The organism is Lacinutrix sp. C3R15 (assembly GCF_018860825.1).
Taxonomy (GTDB): Bacteria; Bacteroidota; Bacteroidia; order Flavobacteriales; family Flavobacteriaceae; genus Oceanihabitans.
This window is the reverse complement of the sequence record NZ_JAHKPZ010000034.1, coordinates 149,607-167,710: the sequence shown is the minus strand read 5'-3', so window position 1 is coordinate 167,710 and position 18,104 is coordinate 149,607. Positions and strand designations below refer to the sequence as shown.

Below are 18,104 nucleotides of genomic sequence, written 5' to 3'. Positions count from 1 at the left end.
AAACAGATGAAAAAATACAAATATATATTAGGAGTAAGCATACTAGTAATTAGCTTGTTTTCTTGTAAAAACGACAAAGGTAAAGCAGATGGTTACGGTAACTTTGAAGCTACTGAAATTACTGTTTCTGCTGAAAATAACGGAAAACTTATACAGTTTGCTATTAATGAAGGAGACCACCTTGAAAAAGAACAATTTATAGGTTATATAGATACCATTCCGTTAGCATTAAAAAAAGAACAGTTAATAGTTAATAAAGCAGTAATTAGTTCTAAATCTAAAGGAGTACTTTCTCAAATAGCTGTTTTAAATGCGAAATTAAAAACAGCAAAGACCAATAAAAATAGAGTTAAAAATTTAATAAAAGATAATGCAGCAACGCAAAAGCAATTAGATGATGTTTCTGGAGAAATTGATGTGATAAAAAATGAAATAAGAAGCGTAGAAATTAAAAATGCACCTGTTGTAAACGAATTAAAATCTATAGATGTGCAACTAAAACAAATTGATGATCAAATTGAAAAAAGTAAAATTAAAAACCCTATTAAAGGTACCGTTTTAACCAAATATGCAGAGCCTAATGAAATTACAGCTTTTGGAAAACCACTATATAAAATTGCCGATTTAAACACTATGCAATTGCGAGTTTATATTAGCGAAACCCAATTAGCGAATATAAAAATAGGGCAAGAGGTAACTGTAAAAATTGATAATGCAGATGCTATGAAAACGTATAAAGGAAAAGTAAGTTGGATAGCTTCAGAAGCAGAATTTACACCAAAAATTATTCAAACCAAAGAAGAACGCGTGGCTTTGGTGTATGCTACAAAAGTAGATGTTAAAAATGATGGTAGTCTAAAAATAGGTATGCCTGCAGAACTATGGTTAAACAATACAACAGAAAATAATTAATAATTAAAAATATAAGAATATGGATAAGCATTCTTACAGCGTTACAATAAACTGGTTACAAGACAGAAAAGGTACCATGTGTTCCCCAGAATTAAATAATAACATAACCAATGAAACAAATTGTATAGAAGTAGCAACACCTCCAGGATTTCCTGGAGGAATGCCTAATATTTGGTCACCAGAACATTTGTTCACAGCTGCTGTTAGTAGTTGTTTAATGACTACTTTTTTGGCGATTGCAGAATTTTCAAAATTAGAATACCTGAGTTTTAAATGTGACTCAAAAGGAATTTTAGAGAAAGTAGACGGCAAATTTATAATGAGCGAGGTGCTCTTGTTTCCAGAAGTTGTTATTACTGACGAATCTAAACGTGAACGTGCAGCACGTATTGTAGAAAAAGCAGAAAAAGCCTGTTTGATTTCAAACTCTATTACTTCTAAAATAACGATGAAAACTAATATCATTATCAAATAGAATTAAAAACAAAATACTATGAATTTAAAAGATCTTCATACCGAAAATAAACCAGTTCAAACGCACTTGTTGTTTGAACCTAAAGAATCAAGCGTTTTATCCATGCAAATTGAAAACGGCCAAATACTTAAAGAGCATGTTTCAAAAACACCAGCATTATTGGTTTGTGTTTCTGGAAAGGCTGTTTTTTCTAATGAAATAGGTCAAATCATCAATCTATCATCTGGTAGTTATGTCAAGATTGAAGTGAATGTTAAACATGAAGTCAAAGCTATTGAAGAAAGTAATTTTTTATTGATTAAATAATGAGTATCAGTGTTTCTAACATATCAAAATCTTACAAAAACGTAACAGCCTTACAGGATATTTCTTTTAATGTCAAGGCTGGAGAACTTTTTGGTTTAATTGGACCTGATGGCGCAGGAAAAACCACCTTATTCAGGATTTTAACTACACTGTTAATTGCTAATAAAGGCATAGCTACAGTTGCTGGTTTTGATGTGGTTTCCGAGTATAAAAAGATTAGAAATAATGTTGGTTACATGCCTGGAAAATTTTCACTCTATCAAGATTTAACTGTTGAAGAAAACCTTGAGTTTTTTGCTACAATCTTCGGTACAACTATTGAAGAAAACTACGATTTAATAAGAGACATTTACGTGCAAATAGAACCCTTTAAAGATCGTAGAGCAGGAAAATTATCTGGCGGAATGAAGCAAAAACTAGCTTTATGTTGTGCATTAATTCACAAACCTAAAGTCTTATTTTTAGATGAGCCAACTACAGGAGTTGACCCAGTTTCGAGAAAAGAATTTTGGGAGATGCTAAAGCGTTTACAACAAAAAGATATTACCATTTTGGTGTCTACACCTTATATGGATGAAGCAGCTTTATGTGATAGAATTGCATTAATTCAAGACGGAAAAATTTTACAAATAGACACTCCTCAAGCTATAGTAAAACATTATCCAAAGCAAATTTACAATGTAAGTGCTAATGATACTTATCAGTTACTAAAAAGCTTAAACGCTTATTCATATAACCATAGTGTGTATCCTTTTGGTGAGTTTGTGCATTACACAGATAGCAGAGCCAATTTTAATCCTAAAGATTTAATAGCTTATTTAGAATCAAAAAAACTATCAAATATAGAAATATACAAAACAGAACCAACCATTGAAGATACCTTTATGGAATTAGCTAAATAATGAAAAACAATAATGTCATAGAAGCTCAAGAATTAACCAAAATGTTTGGCGATTTCGCAGCAGTAAACGCCATTTCTTTTAACGTTAAAAAAGGAGAAATATTTGGTTTTTTAGGCGCAAATGGAGCAGGAAAAACAACAGCTATGAAAATGCTAATAGGAATTTCTATTCCTACCTCAGGAAAAGCTAAGGTAGCAGGTTTTGATGTGTTTACCCAAGCAGAGGATATTAAAAAAAATATAGGGTATATGAGTCAGAGATTTGCTTTATATGATGATTTAACGGTTAAAGAAAATATTACATTCTTTGGAGGTATTTATGGTTTATCACGAAAACAAATAAAAGAAAAAGCTACAGTTTTAATAGAAGAATTAGGTTTAGAAAAGGTAGCAAATACTTTAGTTGGCGCTTTACCATTAGGCTGGAAACAAAAATTATCCTTTTCGGTATCCTTACTTCACGACCCTAAAATTGTTTTTTTAGATGAACCAACAGGAGGAGTAGACCCAATTACTAGACGTCAATTTTGGGAAATGATTTATAAAGCTGCTAACCAAGGAACAACGGTTTTTGTTACTACACATTATATGGATGAAGCAGAATATTGTGACCGAGTTTCTATTATGGTTAATGGAAAAATAGAAGCTTTAGGCACTCCCAAAAAATTGAAAGAACAGTTTAAAGCAGATAATATGAATGATGTGTTTTTAAAACTAGCAAGAGGATGAAAAGATTCATAGGCTTTATAAAAAAAGAATTCTACCATATATTTAGAGATAGACGTTCCTTGTTTATCCTCTTCGGGATGCCTATTGCTCAAATTATGTTATTTGGCTTTGCTATAACAAATGAAATCAATAATGTAGATATTGCTGTTTTAGATCATTCTAAAGATGCCATAACCGAAGAAATTATCAATAAAATTTCTGCTTCAAAATATTTTAGTATCCATCAATTTATTGAAAAAGAAAGAGCTATTGAAGCTGTTTTTAAAAAAGGAAAAATAAAAGCAGTTTTAAATTTTGAAAAAGAGTTCAGTAAAAACTTAGTTAAAGAGCACAAAGCAACCATACAAATTATTACAGATGCTACAGATCCAAATACTGCAAATACTATCAGTAATTATGTAAACGCTATTCTTATACAGTATCAACAAGAATTAAACAAAGACATTACTATTGAATATCAAATAGTGCCACAAACACGCATGGTTTATAATCCAGAACTAAAAAGTGTGTACATGTTTGTTCCAGGTGTAATGACTATTATTTTAATGTTGGTTTCTGCAATGATGACTTCTATTTCTATTACAAGAGAAAAAGAATTAGGTACCATGGAAATTCTTTTAGTATCGCCTTTAAAACCAATTCAGGTTATTGTTGGTAAGGTGTTTCCGTATATTTTTCTATCTGTCATTAATGCCATTGTCATCGTTTTATTAAGTATTTTTATTTTTAAGATGCCAGTGCAAGGAAGCTTGTTTTTACTTGCAATAGAAAGTGTTTTATTTATCATATCAGCATTAGCCTTAGGTATTTTAATTTCAACCATTTCAACAACCCAACAAACAGCTATGATGATTTCCTTAATGGGGCTCATGCTTCCCGTAATATTACTCTCAGGATTTATTTTTCCAATATCAAGCATGCCTTTACCATTGCAAATCATTAGTAATATTATTCCAGCAAAATGGTTTATCATCATCATAAAAGGTATTATGCTAAAAGGAGTAGGGTTGCAATTTATTTGGAAGGAAACTTTGATTTTGTTAGCTATGACTGTGTTTTTTATAGTATTAAGCGTAAAAAAATATAAAATTAGATTGGAGTAGCGAAGCAAGTCATCCTTCAGGATTTTAATAACCTTGTTGGCATTATTAAAAAAATAAAAAGATTTTCACTTTCGTGGAAAAAGTTATGAAAACAATTCTATACATCATACAAAAAGAGTTTAAGCAAATCTTTAGAAATAAAGGCATGCTTCCTATTATTTTTGTGTTGCCAATATTGCAATTGGTTATATTATCAAATGCAGCCACTTTTGAAGTAAAAAACATCAAATTTGGTTATATTGATAATGATCACTCCTCAACTTCTAGAGCATTAGTTGAAAAATTTAATGCGTCAACCTATTTTAATGTATTAACTGTTTTTCCTTCAGAAGCAATAGCAAGTGCAGCAATGTTAAAAGGAGAAGTAGATGTGCTTTTGGAAATTCCGAATTATTTTGAACGCGATTTACAAAATGAAAAACGCAATAATTTAGGTATTACTATTAATGCTATTGATGGTGCAGCTGCAGGAATTGAAAATGTATATGTAACACAAATTGTACAAGGTTTTAATCAAAATATAAAAATGGATGTGTTACAAGTATCAGATAAACAAATACAACCAATTGTAATAGAAACGATTCCTTTATTTTGGTATAACAAAACTTTAAATTACAAAACCTTTATGGTTCCTGGTATATTGGTTTTATTAGTAACTATGATTACTTTATTTCTTTCAGGAATGAATATTGTAAGAGAAAAAGAAATAGGAACTTTAGAGCAAATTAACGTTACACCAATTAAAAAAAGTCAGTTTATTATTGGTAAACTTTTTCCTTTTTGGGTAATAGGAATGGGCTTATTAACCGTTGGTTTAATTTTAGCTAGACTCATATTTAATGTACCAATGCTTGGTAGTTTAGCACTCATGTATTTGTATACTTCTATTTATATTTTAGTGATTTTAGGTATTGGTTTATTCATTTCAAATTTTACAGATACGCAACAACAAGCTATGTTTATTGCTTGGTTTTTTACTGTTATTTTTATTTTAATGAGTGGGTTATTCACTCCTATAGAAAGCATGCCAAAATGGGCACAAACCCTTACCAAATTTAACCCAATACGATATTTTGTTGAAGTCATGCGTATGGTAATGTTAAAAGGTTCTGGCTTTACAGATATTCTACCACAATTATTTAAAACAGCTCTTTATGCTTTTATAATGAACGGCTTGGCTGTTTGGAGTTATAAGAAAACAAATTAAAATACTTGTGTAACAAAAGTCACTGTATAGTGTTTTAGTTGAATTTATCTTTACATAAAAATAACAATCATGTCTAAAATAGTCATTCTAGGAGCAGGAATTTCTGGTCACGTTGCGGCAACTCATTTACGTAGAAAACTGCAAAAAAAACACGAAGTTGTTGTGGTATCTCCTAATAGTAATTATCAATGGATTCCTTCAAATATTTGGGTAGGAATTGGTAGAATGAAATCCAAAAAAATCTTATTTCCATTAGCTCCTTTGTATAAAAAGAAAGGAATAGAGTTTAAACAAGCCAAAGCAATTTCCTTTTTTCCTGAAGGAGATAAAACAGAAGAAAAACCATATGTTTTGTCAGAATATGTAACAGGAGAACATAAAGGAAAACAAGAAAAAGTAACCTATGATTATTTAATTAATGCTACAGGTCCAAAATTAAATTTTGAAGCAACTGAAGGCTTAATTCCTGGTGAAAATAAAACATATTCTGTTTGTACGTATACACATGCAGATCATGCATGGCAAGGGTTGAGTGCTTTAATTAAGCAAATGAAAGCGGGAAAAAAAGCTAAAATTTTAATTGGTACAGGACACGCAAAATCTACCTGTCAAGGTGCTGCTTTTGAGTATATTTTAAATGTAGAACAAGAATTACGCAACCATAATGTGCGTGATATGGCAGAAGTTATTTGGATTTCTAACGAATACCAATTAGGTGATTTTGGTATGGATGGTATGCTTTTAAGCTACGGAAGTTTATCTATGAAATCTCATGAAATGATTGAAATGATTTTTGAAGATAGAGGCATTAAATGGATTCTTGGTGCTGGAGTAAATAAAATTGAAGATGGTGTAGCGTATTATGAAAACTTAGATGGTGAACACAAATCAGAAACTTTTGATTTCGCCATGTTAATACCTTCTTTTTCAGGACACGGTTTTAAAGCCTATGATAAAAATGAAAAAGATATTACAGAAAAACTTTTTAAAGGTTTTATGCTAGTAGATGCAGATTACACACCAAAACCTTATGAAGAATGGTCTGTTAAAGATTGGCCAGAAACCTATCAAAACCCAAGTTATAAAAACATATTTGCACCAGGAATAGCCTTTGCGCCTCCTCATGCTATTTCTAAACCAAGAAAAAGCAAAAATGGTACAGATATCTCTCCTGCGCCACCACGTACAGGAATGCCTTCTGGTATTACGGCAAAATTGGTTGCAGATAATATAATAGATAGCATTAAAAGCGGAAAAGAATCCTTAAACCATAAAGGTTCTTTAGGTAATATGGGAGCAGCTTGTATTGCGTCTGCAGGTTTTGGAATGACTACAGGAAGTGGTGTAAGTATTACTACGTATCCCATTGTTCCAGATTATGAAAAATATCCAAAAACTCAAGGTAGACATTTAGGTAAAACCTTTGGTGATATTGGTTTAGCAGGTCATTGGTTAAAATTAGCTCTGCATTATGCTTTTATTTATAAAGCAAAAATGAAACCTTTTTGGTGGCTGATTCCCGAGTAAAATTTATTTACTCATTGTACCACGACATAATAAATACGTATAGAGATTTAAAATTTTTAATAGAATATCATGACACAAAGAATATCAAAATATAAAAGATTTAAAATGATGAATCCTATTCTTCAGTTTTTCAAGTTTATTTATTTAAGTATAAAAATAATGCTTGTAGTAGCAGGAGGACATGGAGGTACTAGAAAAACAAACTGATTTATTAGGTTGTTTTTGCATGGTTAGTGAAAAAGCATTTATAAGTTATTATAAGTGCTTTTTTTATTAAAATAGAATTAGCTGTATTTTAAAGTTAACTAAATAGATGCTGAGGTAACCATCTTAATTCCCATAGTAATCATGCTTTTTTTAAGATTTTCAAATTCTTTAGTATCCAATGCTTTAGAAGCATCTTCAATAAAAAAGCAGGTAAAACCTTCTTTAAAAGCATCAATAATAGAAAAATAAACACAGATGTCTGAAGCTAAACCACATAGAAAAAGCTGTGTGGTTCCTTTTTCTTTTAAATAACCTGTCAATCCTGTAGATTTTAAATGTCCATTGTCATAAAATGCACTATAACTATCTATGGTTGTATCTGTTCCTTTTCTAAAAATGGCTTCCATTTTTTCAGTATTTAAATCCCGATGAAATGCTGCACCTTCTGTGCCTTGTATGCAGTGGTCTGGCCATAATGTTTGTGTTTTACCATAAATTTCTATTTCATCAAAGTTAGATTTTCCTTCATGGTTATTGGCAAAACTCACATGATTTCTAGGATGCCAATCTTGTGTAGCAACTATCAAATCAAATTTATCTTGTATCGCATTAATAACAGGTACAATTTCATTTCCGTAAGGAACAGGAAGTGATCCACTTGGCATAAAATCGTTCTGTACATCAATGATTAGTAGCGTTTTCATAAGTAATTTTTTTTTGAATTGCTTTATAAAGCTGGTGAATTGTATATTTTTTTTGAAATTATCAATATTAGAACTTGTGTTTTTTAATTAAAGAATCTCGTTCTTTTTTTAGCGCTGTACTTAGTCCAATTTTGTATATATGCGGATTCTGAAAACGCTTATATTCATTAGGAAGTTGCTTTAATCGCGATTGCGAAAATTTTGAAATTTCACTAACAGATCGAGAAGGAACTATTTTTTTTCCGTCTTTCATCACCTGTTCTAGCAAAGGCTCTTTTGTAAAAGAATTTAGTTCTAAACTTTTAGTAATATCAAAGGGATGCTCCATTACAGTTACTTCATTTTCTGTAGAAAGTGTTATTGCATCTGCTCCGTAAAACATTCCTTTGTCGTCTATCATTCGGTACACTTGTTTTTTAAAAGGAAGCGATATTTTAATTATATTTTCAGAAAGTTTGATTCTTGGAGTATCATTATATTCTGCTAATTTATACACACCATCTAAGGCAGCATCTGGTTTTCCTGTAACCAGGTTTGTACCAACACCAAATATATCAATTGGTGCACCTTGTTCTTTTAGACTTTTAATTACATATTCATCTAATTGGTTAGAGGCTACAATTTTTACATAATTTAAATTGGCATTATCAAGTATCTCTCGTGTTTTTTTAGATAAATAGGCTAAATCACCACTGTCTAAACGTACGCCTAATAATTGCTCGCCTCTCTTTTCCATTTCTTTAGCTACAGCAATGGCATTTGGTAGTCCACTTTTAAGAGTATTGTAAGTATCAATTAAGAGAACACAATTTTCTGATCGCATTTTAGCAAAGTCTCTAAAAGCCTGTAATTCGTCGTCATAACTTTGTATAAAAGAGTGAGCCATGGTACCAGAAGAAGGAATGTTATAATCTTCGGCAGCTTTAACATTACTTGTTCCGTCAAAACCACCAATAGCAGCAGCTCTAGACGCATAGTATCCACCTGTGGCATGTGCGCGACGTAAGCCCATGTCTAATAGAATTCCGTCTTTAGCGCTAAATTTTATTCTGCTGGCTTTTGTAGCAATCAAGGTTTGAAAATTAAGAATGTTTAGTAAAACCGTCTCAATAATCTGGGCTTCTATAATATTAGCTTCTACTTGTAATATAGGTCGGTTTGGGAACACGACATCACCTTCTTTGTTAGAATAAATGTTTCCTTTAAAACGAAAATTCTCTAAATACTCTAAAAAATCACTTTCAAATCCCTTTTGTTTTAAATACGAAATATCTGAGGCTGTAAACTCTAAAGTTTCAAGTATATCTAAAACATCTTCTAGTCCAGCAAAAATGGAATAACCACTGTTAAAAGGATTGTGTCTAAAATAATAATCGAAAACCGCTCTTCCTTTGGGTTTCGTTTTAAAATAAACTTGAGCCATTGTAATTTGATAGAGGTCTGTATATGCAGCTGTAATATTCATGAGAATTTTAAAAAAAATTAAGGGAATAAATTTAAGGATATTTTGCCTCACCAAGAACGAAGTAGTAAGAAATATTGTATTTGTTTATTTATAAGTTAGATTTCATTATAATTTTTTTCTTGCGTAACATTAGTTACTGAAGGTTATTATATGTTGCCTTATTTTTGTGATATAAAGTAATTTTTTGTTGGGCTTTAATAAAAATATAAGCGTTTTGTAATATTTACAAACGTTTGTAATGACACAAAGAATTATAAAATATTAAAGGTTTAAAAAGAGGCATCCTATATTTTCTTTTTTCAAGTTTCTTTATTTAAGTATAAAAATAATGCTTGTTGTAAGATATGGAGGCTCTCTAAAGGTTAACTGATGTGGTTATCAGTTTTTTTGGTTGATTGGTAAAAAGCATTTATAATTATTTATAGATGCTTTTTCGTTAAAATTATTTTTTAATTTCCCTTTACACGTTGCCACAATTCGTTTATCAATTTTTTACCATCTCTATTGTTTTTTTGTTCTTCAGTAAATGTAAGTTTACCAGAAGCATCAACATCTATTCTATATTTAAAAACAAAGTTGTTAGATTTTGGTGTTAAACTTAATAACCCAAAACGTAAATCGTTAAAATATAGAATACCTTCTTTTTTAGTAATAGTATACCAACCTTCAGAAATAGCAATCATACGTTGTACTTTTTCGTTTGTAATTAAATTACCTAATAACTCATGCTGTTTTGGGTAAGTTTCAAAAGATATTGCTTGTGTATCAAAAAAAGAATAATTCCCTAATAAATATGCTTCTTCCGTTTCTACATTAGCGCTCCAAAGTATGGTGTTTAAAGGAGAAGGTCTGGTGTCCATATCTAAATAAGCAATATTTTGATTGGCTAAAGCAGATTCAAATTTACGGTAAGCAATGCCTTTTAAAAGAAACGTTAATACTAAATAAGAGGTACTTATTATTAAACCTAACTTGTTATAAAAATGACGTTTGTTAGCCGTGCGTTTTTGTAGCATAGCCAAAATTAAAAAGACTAAAAAAGGTACAGTGTATAAAGGGTCTATAACAAAAATGGTTTTAAATGCTAACCGTAAATCTAAAGGCCAAAACAATTGCGTTCCCCAAGTAGTGTGTGCATCTAAAATAGGATGCGTTACAAATGCCCAAAAGAATAGCCACGACCAGTCTTTAAAATTTTTATAGGTTTCATACCTAGTAACTAACCAAGCTAAAATGGGAGCAAAAAGTACAGAAAACACAATAGAATGTGTAAAACCTCTGTGTATAGAAAGTGCAGAAACCGTATCTGTAAAATAAGAAGCAAATACATCAAAATCAGGAATGGTTCCAGCAACAGCACCATAAAGCATGGCTTTGTTTCCTATTTTTTTACCTAAAACAACTTCTCCTACAGCTGCTCCTAATACTATTTGCGTTAATGAATCCATATAGCATGCAAAAGTAAGTGATACTAGTATAATTACAATACCACTTTGTTTTTATGTCATTTCTCTTGGTAACTTATGTTACTGACTTCGGTGTTTTTCTAATGTACATTTGTACAGTAAATTAATAATTAATGAAAAAATATATTTATATACCATTGTTCTTTTTGGTTTGCACAATTTCTGTGCAAGCACAAGATTTAGTGCCTATTGCTAAAACAGATGTTTTGGCAAAAGTGTCTGAAAACAATTCAAGTATTAAGATCTCTGAAGAAGAGTTTAAGCAAGCAAAAGCAGATTACAGACAAACAAACGCTGTATTTTTACCAAATATTACAGCAAGTCATACAGGAATTGCCACTACCAATCCGTTAATGGCTTTTGGATCTAAATTAAATCAGGAAATTTTAACACAAAATGATTTTAGTCCTGCATTATTAAATGACCCTTCTCAGATAGAAAATTACGCAACAAAGTTTGAGTTTCAGCAACCACTAATAAATTTAGATGGTATGTATCAACGTAAGGCTGCTAAATCTAAAATGGAAGCTATGTCTTTAAAAACAGAACGTACCCAAGATTATTTAGCCTTTGAAGTAGAAAAAGCATATATGCAATTACAACTGGCATATAAAGCAGTTGCTGTTTTAGAAAAAGCATTAGATGCTGCCAATGCTAATAAAAAATTAGCCGATGATAGTTTTAAACAAGGCTATTTACAACGTGCAGATGTATTAAATGTAGAAGTGCGTGTAACCGAAGTGCAAAACCAGTTGCAAACAGCAAAAAGTAATGTGCAAAACGCTTCTAATTATTTGTCTTTTTTAATGAATGATGATACCTATGTTATATATACACCTACAGATGAATTAGTAGTTTCTTCATTTACAATGCAAGACAAAAAAGTGTCTGAAAACCGTTCAGATATTAAAGCCATGCAATTAGCATCTAATGCTTATGAAGCCATGAATAAAGCCGATAAAATGGCCTTTTTACCAAGACTAAATGCTTTTGGTAGTTATGAGCTGTATGACGATCAAGTTTTTCAAGGCGATGCTAATGGGTATTTATTTGGAGCACAATTAAGTTGGGATATTTTTCAAGGTTCTAAACGTTTTGGAAAAGCGCAAAAAAGTAAAGCCGAATTTGAAAAATCAAAACTAGAATACACACAATATGTATCACAAAGTAATTTAGAATTAAATAAGGCAAGACGTGCTTTTTTAGATGCTGAAAATAAGTTGAAATTAACAACTTTAGCCTTAGAGCAATCGGAAGAATCTTTACGAATAAGAACCAATAGATTTAAAGAAGGTCTAGAAAAAACATCCGATTTATTAATGGCTGAAACACAATATGCGCAGAAGCAATTAGAATATTATCAAACCATTTTTGAATATAATTATGCACAAGCATACTTACAATTTTTAACTAAAGAATAATTTTAATGATGAAAAAAACATATACAATCCTAGCATGTTCTGTTGCCTTGTTACTAGCAAGTTGTGGTAACGAAGAAAAAAAGCCAGTGGTAGACAATTCGCCAGCAATTAGTGTAAAAACAAATCAGGTGGTTGCTAATGATAATAGTCCGTTTTTAAGTGTAAGCGGAAAAATACAAGCTACCAATAGTGCAGATTTAAGTACAAGAATGATGGGATACGTGAATAAAGTACACGTAAATGTTGGAGATAAAGTACGCAAAGGACAAATATTAGTATCTATTAATAATAGTGATTTACAAGCTAAAAGAGCACAAGTAAACGCTAGTATAACTGAAGCTACAGCAGCTTTTAATAATGCGCAAAAAGATTACAATCGTTTTAAAAGCTTATTTGCAGATAATAGTGCATCGCAAAAAGAAATGGATGATATGACTGCCAATTTTAATATGGCAAAAGCACGTTTAGAAGGAGCTAAACAAATGAAAAACGAAATCAATGCCCAATTTACCTATAGTAATATTACGGCTCCTTTTAGTGGTACTATTACAAGCAAGAATGTAGAAGCAGGAAATATGGCTAATCCAGGAATGCCATTAATTAGTATGGAAACTCCTGGTAGTTTTGAAGTGATAGCAAGGATTCCAGAAACAGAGATTTCTGCTATAAAAAACGGAGTTTCGGTAGACGTTTTAGTAAAATCAATTAACCAAACCTTAAAGGGAAAAGTTGTAGAAGTAAGTACCTCGGCTAAAAATACAGGAGGACAATATTTAGTAAAAATAGCTTTAAATAAAACCGATGCCAATATTTTATCTGGTATGTTTACAACGGTTCAATTTCCTGTGGAAAGAAAAGCAAAATCGACTATGGTTTTAATTCCTAATGATGCTATTATAACCAATGGGCAATTATCTGGAGTATATACGGTAAGTCAAAGTAATACAGCAATGCTACGTTGGTTGCGATTAGGAAGAACATTTGGAGAGCAGGTAGAAGTGTTATCTGGTTTAAATGCAGACGAAGCTTACATTGTTTCTGCTGAAGGAAAGCTTTACAATGGCGCTAAAATTACCATTCAATAACTAATAAGTTGCGTTAAGGATAGAAGAGGAAATCCTTTTTTCTATACTGAACTAGTTTTAGTATCTCTTTCAAAAAAGCATGGAGTTTAAATTGAAAGATGTTGAAATAAAATCAGTACTAGAAAAAAGATTGCAACGGATAGCCTGTTAAAACGCCCAAAATATAAAGATTTCCACTTTCGTGGGAATGAAAAAAAAGTAATAATTATGAAAGAAGGAATCGCAGGTAAAATTGCCAAAGTCTTTATGCAGTCTAAGCTTACAGTGCTTTTAATGATTGTTTTTATGGTGGTTGGTGTGTACAGTTCGTTTTTAATTCCGCGTGAAGAAGAACCACAAATTGATGTGCCTATGGCAGATATTTTTGTAGGTTATCCTGGCGCTAGCCCAACAGAAGTAGAGTCGCGTGTAATTAAACCTTTAGAGCAATTAATCTCTAATATTAAAGGCGTGGAGTATGTGTATTCTACCTCTATGAAAGAGCAAGGTATGGTTATTGTACAGTTTTATGTAGGTGAAGATATTGAGCGATCTTTTGTAAAGTTATACAACGAAATTAATAAGCATATGGACCAAATGCCAGCAGGAGTAACTTTTCCGTTGGTAAAAACCAGAGCGATTGATGATGTACCTATGTTGGGTTTAACCTTATGGAGTGAAAACTACAACGATTATCAGTTAAGCCAAATGGCGCAAGAGTTAGAGTCAGAAATTAAAAAGGTAAACGATGTAGCAATTACACACAAAATAGGAGGTAGAGATCGTCAATTACGTGTGGTTTTAGATAAGGATAAATTAGCTGCAAGTGGCTTAGATTTCTTGTCTGTTTCTGAAATGATAAAGGCGAATAATAGCCAATTAAATTCTGGGAGTTTTGATAAAAACGACAATGAGTTTTTAGTAAATACTGGCAAGTTCTTAGAATCGGTTACAGATGTAGAAAATTTAGTGGTTGGTGTGCAACAAAATCAACCTGTTTACTTAAAGCAAGTAGCACGTATAATTGATGGTCCAGAAGTACCACAAAATTATGTGAGTTTAGGATTTGGTAAAGGCGCAGAAAAATCTGCAGAATACAAGTCTGAATATCCTGCAGTTACTATTTCGGTTGCTAAAAGAAAAGGTGCAGATGCCATGAAAATTGCCGAAGTAATAATTAATAAAGTAGATCATTTAAGAAGCACTTTAATTCCAGATGATGTACATGTAGAAATTACCAGAAACTATGGCCAAACAGCATCGCATAAAGTATCAGAATTGTTGTTGCACCTTATTGGTTCTATCGTTGCTGTTACGCTTGTTGTAATGCTTGCTATGGGTTGGCGAGGAGGATTGGTAGTATTTTTATCTGTGCCAATTACTTTTGCTTTAACCTTGTTAAGCTACTATATGTTAGATTATACGCTTAACAGAATTACTTTGTTTGCCTTAGTATTTGTAACAGGTATTGTGGTGGATGATTCTATTATTATTGCCGAAAACATGCACAGGCATTTTAAAATGAAACGCTTGCCTTTTAAACAAGCTGCGTTATATGCTATTAATGAAGTTGGTAATCCAACCATTTTGGCAACATTTACGGTTATAGCCTCTGTATTACCAATGGCTTTTGTTTCTGGACTGATGGGACCATATATGGCACCAATGCCAATAGGAGCGTCTATAGCTATGATTTTATCGCTATTTGTAGCTTTGACTATTACACCTTATTTAGGCTATATTTTCTTAAGAGAAAAAGACAAAAAAGGAGTTGAAGAAAAACCAGAAAAAGCAATAGAAGATACTCTTATTTATAAAGTATATAACAAATTTGAGCGTCCGTTATTAGAAAGTAAAGGAAAACGCTGGATGTTTTTAGGTGTAACTTTTCTTGTATTGATGGGAACTATGGTGTTGTTTTTTACCAAATCGGTTGCAGTAAAAATGTTGCCATTTGATAATAAAAATGAATTTCAAGTAGTAATTGATATGCCAGAAGGTACTACCTTAGAACGTACAGGAGTAGTAGCACAAGAGATTTCACAATATTTATCTACCAGACCAGAAGTAGTGAATTACCAAAACTATGTTGGTACTTCTGCGCCAATAACATTTAATGGATTGGTACGTCATTATGATTTACGTGGAGGATCTAATATGGCAGATATTCAAGTAAATTTATTAGATAAAGAATCACGCTCTGCACAGAGTCATGATATTGCTAAATTACTGCGTCCAGATATTCAAAAAATAGCAGCAAAATACAATGCCAATGTAAAATTAGTAGAGGTTCCGCCAGGACCACCAGTACTTTCTACTATTGTTGCTGAAGTGTATGGTCCTGATTATAAAGAGCAAATAAAAATAGCAAACAGTGTTCAAGATATCTTAAAAAATACCGATGATGTGGTGGATATTGATTGGATGGTGGAAGCAGATCAAACAGAATATCAATTTGATATTAATAAAGAAAAAGCCATGTTGTATGGTGTTGCTCCACAACAAATAGCGTATACCATGCATATGGCATTGTCTAATAGAGCTATTACTAATTTGTATGATGAAGATGCGGTAAACCAAGTTGGTTTGGTATTGTCTTTAGATGAAAAAGAGAAATCTACTATTACAGATATATCGCAATTAAAAGTAAAATCGAAACAAGGAAACATGGTGCCTATTGCTGATTTGGTAACCATTACAGAAAATACTGCAGCAAAAAGTATTTATCGAAAAAACCAAAAACGTGTAGTGTATGTCATGGCAGATATGGCTGGTGAGTTAGAAAGTCCTGCCTATGCCATTTTAGGAATGGAAGAAAAGTTAAAAGAAATTCCGTTACCTAAAGGCTATCAAATAAACGAAATGTATTTAGGGCAGCCAGATTTTGAGGATAATTATACCGTAAAATGGGATGGAGAATGGCAAATTACTTTAGAAGTATTTAGAGATTTAGGAATTGCCTTTTTAGGAGCCATTATCTTAATCTACATCTTAATTGTAGGCTGGTTTCAAAACTTTAAAGCACCAATTGTTATGATGGTTGCTATACCATTGTCACTAATTGGAATTATACTAGGTCACTGGATTATGGGAGCCTTTTTTACAGCAACTTCATTTATAGGTATGATTGCCTTAGCAGGAATTATGGTTAGAAACTCTGTTTTACTAATTGATTTTATAAACTTAAGAATAGCAGAAGGTATTCCTTTAAAACAAGCAGCGATTGAAGCAGGAGCAGTACGTACAACACCTATTTTGCTAACAGCAGGAACGGTTGTTATTGGAGCCTTTGTGATACTGTTTGACCCAATATTTCAAGGATTAGCAATCTCATTAATGGGAGGGACTATTGTATCTACAGTCTTGACCTTATTGGTTGTTCCATTGGTGTATTATATGATAGAAAAGAAAAATTATAAATAAAAAAAATCATGAAATTAGTCATAGTTACAGCAGTTGAAGCATTTCAAGAAGAAGTTTTAAAGCTTTTTAAAAAAGCAAACATTCACAATTTTAGTAGTTCTGATATTGATGGTTATAAAAATGGATCTTCAATAACTATGGCTTCTAGTTGGTTTCCAGGTGATGAATTTGGTAATGAATCGCGTTTGTTTTTTTCGTTTGCGGAAACTGAAAGTATTGATACGCTATTCCATTTGATAAAAGAATTTAATGCAAATTTAGAAACTAATAACCCTTTAAAAGCGGTTGTTGTTCCTATAGAAAAATCTATATAAATTAAAAAAATAATAAAATGTTAAATACATATTTTCGTGTTATTGTTGGCATCATGGTATTACTAAGTGTTGTGCTTACGGTTTATGTAAACCCTAATTGGATGTGGTTTACTGTATTTATTGGTGTAAACCTAATTCAGTCTGCTTTTACTAAATGGTGTTTGTTAGAAACTATTTTGGTGAAATTAGGCATAAAAAAAGAAGCTTCAGGCTGTAGTATAAAATAAATAGGAAAGATAGTGAAAGCTTATTCCTATGGATTTAATAGGATAAAATTTCTGTAAATTAGTTTATAGCATGTATTTTTGCAATAAAATTTAATTTATGGAATTTTTACTTCAGCCATGGCCTTGGTATATATCAGGTTTTTTAATAGCATGTACTATGCTTATTCTCTTACTTATGGGAAAAAAGTTTGGTATGTCTTCTAATTTAAAGACGTTTTGTTCTGCTTGTGGAGCAGGTAAGGTAAGTTCCTTTTTTCAATTTGATTGGAAAGCAGATCGATGGAATTTACTCGTTGTGCTAGGAGCAATGCTTGGTGGCTTTGTAGCTGCTAATTTTATGTCTAATGGAGATATTCCAGCTATTAGTGAAGCTACTAAGGTTTCGTTAGCAAATATTAATATCTCTACAGATAATACATACTTACCAAAAGAATTATTTTCTATTTCCGCTTTAAGCGATATAAAAACCATTTTAATATTAGTAGTAGGAGGAATACTTATTGGTTTTGGCGCTCGTTATGCAGGAGGTTGTACTTCTGGTCACGCTATTTCTGGCTTAAGTAATTTGCAAGTGCCTTCTTTAATTGCTGTAATAGGCTTTTTTATTGGAGGATTGCTAATGGTTCATGTATTATTCCCATTAATATTTTAAA

18 protein-coding genes are annotated in these 18,104 nt (G+C 31.6%); 15 read left to right on the top strand and 3 right to left on the bottom strand.

The window, feature by feature from the left end:
• Positions 1 to 6 precede the first annotated feature (6 nt).
• The 9 genes from KO494_RS12905 (at position 7) to KO494_RS12865 (ending at position 7,367) form a co-directional block, all read left to right on the top strand.
• Positions 7 to 912 carry an HlyD family secretion protein gene (locus KO494_RS12905; RefSeq protein ID WP_215968029.1) on the top strand — a complete coding sequence of 302 codons (906 nt, stop codon included), beginning with the start codon at positions 7 to 9 and terminating at the stop codon, positions 910 to 912.
• 19 nt (positions 913 to 931) lie between these two features.
• The gene (locus KO494_RS12900) at positions 932 to 1,387 is read left to right on the top strand and encodes an OsmC family protein (protein WP_215968028.1); all 456 of its coding nucleotides are present in this window, start codon (positions 932 to 934) and stop codon (positions 1,385 to 1,387) included.
• Positions 1,388 to 1,405: 18 nt separating this feature from the next.
• A complete protein-coding gene (locus KO494_RS12895; protein ID WP_215968027.1) occupies positions 1,406 to 1,693 on the top strand; it encodes a hypothetical protein in 288 nt (95 codons plus the stop codon).
• Positions 1,693 to 2,595, top strand: a complete 903-nt coding sequence (locus tag KO494_RS12890; protein WP_215968026.1) for an ABC transporter ATP-binding protein — start codon at positions 1,693 to 1,695, stop codon at positions 2,593 to 2,595. Before KO494_RS12895 ends, KO494_RS12890 begins: the two co-directional genes overlap by 1 nt.
• Positions 2,595 to 3,323 (top strand): ABC transporter ATP-binding protein, encoded by a 729-nt coding sequence (locus KO494_RS12885; RefSeq protein WP_215968025.1) that lies wholly within the window; start codon positions 2,595 to 2,597, stop codon positions 3,321 to 3,323. Before KO494_RS12890 ends, KO494_RS12885 begins: the two co-directional genes overlap by 1 nt.
• Positions 3,320 to 4,426 carry an ABC transporter permease gene (locus KO494_RS12880; protein WP_215968024.1) on the top strand — a complete coding sequence of 369 codons (1,107 nt, stop codon included), beginning with the start codon at positions 3,320 to 3,322 and terminating at the stop codon, positions 4,424 to 4,426. The genes KO494_RS12885 and KO494_RS12880 overlap by 4 nt, the downstream gene beginning before the upstream one ends.
• 85 nt (positions 4,427 to 4,511) lie before the next feature.
• Positions 4,512 to 5,633, top strand: coding sequence for an ABC transporter permease (locus KO494_RS12875; protein WP_215968023.1), 1,122 nt, complete (start codon positions 4,512 to 4,514; stop codon positions 5,631 to 5,633).
• Between the two features lie 69 nt (positions 5,634 to 5,702).
• Positions 5,703 to 7,160 (top strand): NAD(P)/FAD-dependent oxidoreductase, encoded by a 1,458-nt coding sequence (locus tag KO494_RS12870; RefSeq protein WP_215968022.1) that lies wholly within the window; start codon positions 5,703 to 5,705, stop codon positions 7,158 to 7,160.
• Between the two features lie 69 nt (positions 7,161 to 7,229).
• The gene (locus KO494_RS12865; protein ID WP_215968021.1) at positions 7,230 to 7,367 is read left to right on the top strand and encodes a hypothetical protein; all 138 of its coding nucleotides are present in this window, start codon (positions 7,230 to 7,232) and stop codon (positions 7,365 to 7,367) included.
• 98 nt (positions 7,368 to 7,465) lie between these two features.
• Here KO494_RS12865 and pncA read toward each other — a convergent pair whose 3' ends face one another.
• The 3 genes from pncA to KO494_RS12850 all read right to left on the bottom strand — a co-directional run bounded on the left by pncA (position 7,466) and on the right by KO494_RS12850 (position 10,984).
• Positions 7,466 to 8,071, bottom strand: a complete 606-nt coding sequence (gene pncA, locus KO494_RS12860) for a bifunctional nicotinamidase/pyrazinamidase (protein WP_215968020.1) — start codon at positions 8,069 to 8,071, stop codon at positions 7,466 to 7,468.
• Positions 8,072 to 8,138: 67 nt separating this feature from the next.
• A complete protein-coding gene (locus KO494_RS12855) occupies positions 8,139 to 9,536 on the bottom strand; it encodes a nicotinate phosphoribosyltransferase (protein ID WP_215968019.1) in 1,398 nt (465 codons plus the stop codon).
• Between the two features lie 449 nt (positions 9,537 to 9,985).
• Positions 9,986 to 10,984 (bottom strand): metal-dependent hydrolase, encoded by a 999-nt coding sequence (locus KO494_RS12850; protein WP_215968018.1) that lies wholly within the window; start codon positions 10,982 to 10,984, stop codon positions 9,986 to 9,988.
• A 131-nt stretch (positions 10,985 to 11,115) separates the two neighbouring features.
• Here KO494_RS12850 and KO494_RS12845 point away from each other — a divergent pair, with 131 nt between their 5' ends.
• From KO494_RS12845 to KO494_RS12820, 6 genes are all read left to right on the top strand, one after another.
• Complete coding sequence (locus KO494_RS12845) at positions 11,116 to 12,423, top strand: TolC family protein (protein WP_215968017.1); 1,308 nt, start codon at positions 11,116 to 11,118, stop codon at positions 12,421 to 12,423.
• A gap of 8 nt (positions 12,424 to 12,431) precedes the next feature.
• Positions 12,432 to 13,508 (top strand): efflux RND transporter periplasmic adaptor subunit, encoded by a 1,077-nt coding sequence (locus tag KO494_RS12840; RefSeq protein ID WP_215968242.1) that lies wholly within the window; start codon positions 12,432 to 12,434, stop codon positions 13,506 to 13,508.
• A gap of 207 nt (positions 13,509 to 13,715) precedes the next feature.
• A complete protein-coding gene (locus KO494_RS12835; protein ID WP_215968016.1) occupies positions 13,716 to 16,910 on the top strand; it encodes an efflux RND transporter permease subunit in 3,195 nt (1,064 codons plus the stop codon).
• Positions 16,911 to 16,918: 8 nt separating this feature from the next.
• Positions 16,919 to 17,224: a hypothetical protein gene (locus KO494_RS12830; protein WP_215968015.1), complete on the top strand. Its 306-nt coding sequence runs from the start codon at positions 16,919 to 16,921 to the stop codon at positions 17,222 to 17,224.
• A gap of 17 nt (positions 17,225 to 17,241) precedes the next feature.
• Positions 17,242 to 17,451, top strand: coding sequence for a DUF2892 domain-containing protein (locus KO494_RS12825; RefSeq protein WP_215968014.1), 210 nt, complete (start codon positions 17,242 to 17,244; stop codon positions 17,449 to 17,451).
• Between the two features lie 97 nt (positions 17,452 to 17,548).
• A complete protein-coding gene (locus KO494_RS12820) occupies positions 17,549 to 18,103 on the top strand; it encodes a YeeE/YedE family protein (RefSeq protein ID WP_215968013.1) in 555 nt (184 codons plus the stop codon).
• The last annotated feature ends 1 nt before the right edge of the window (position 18,104 follow it).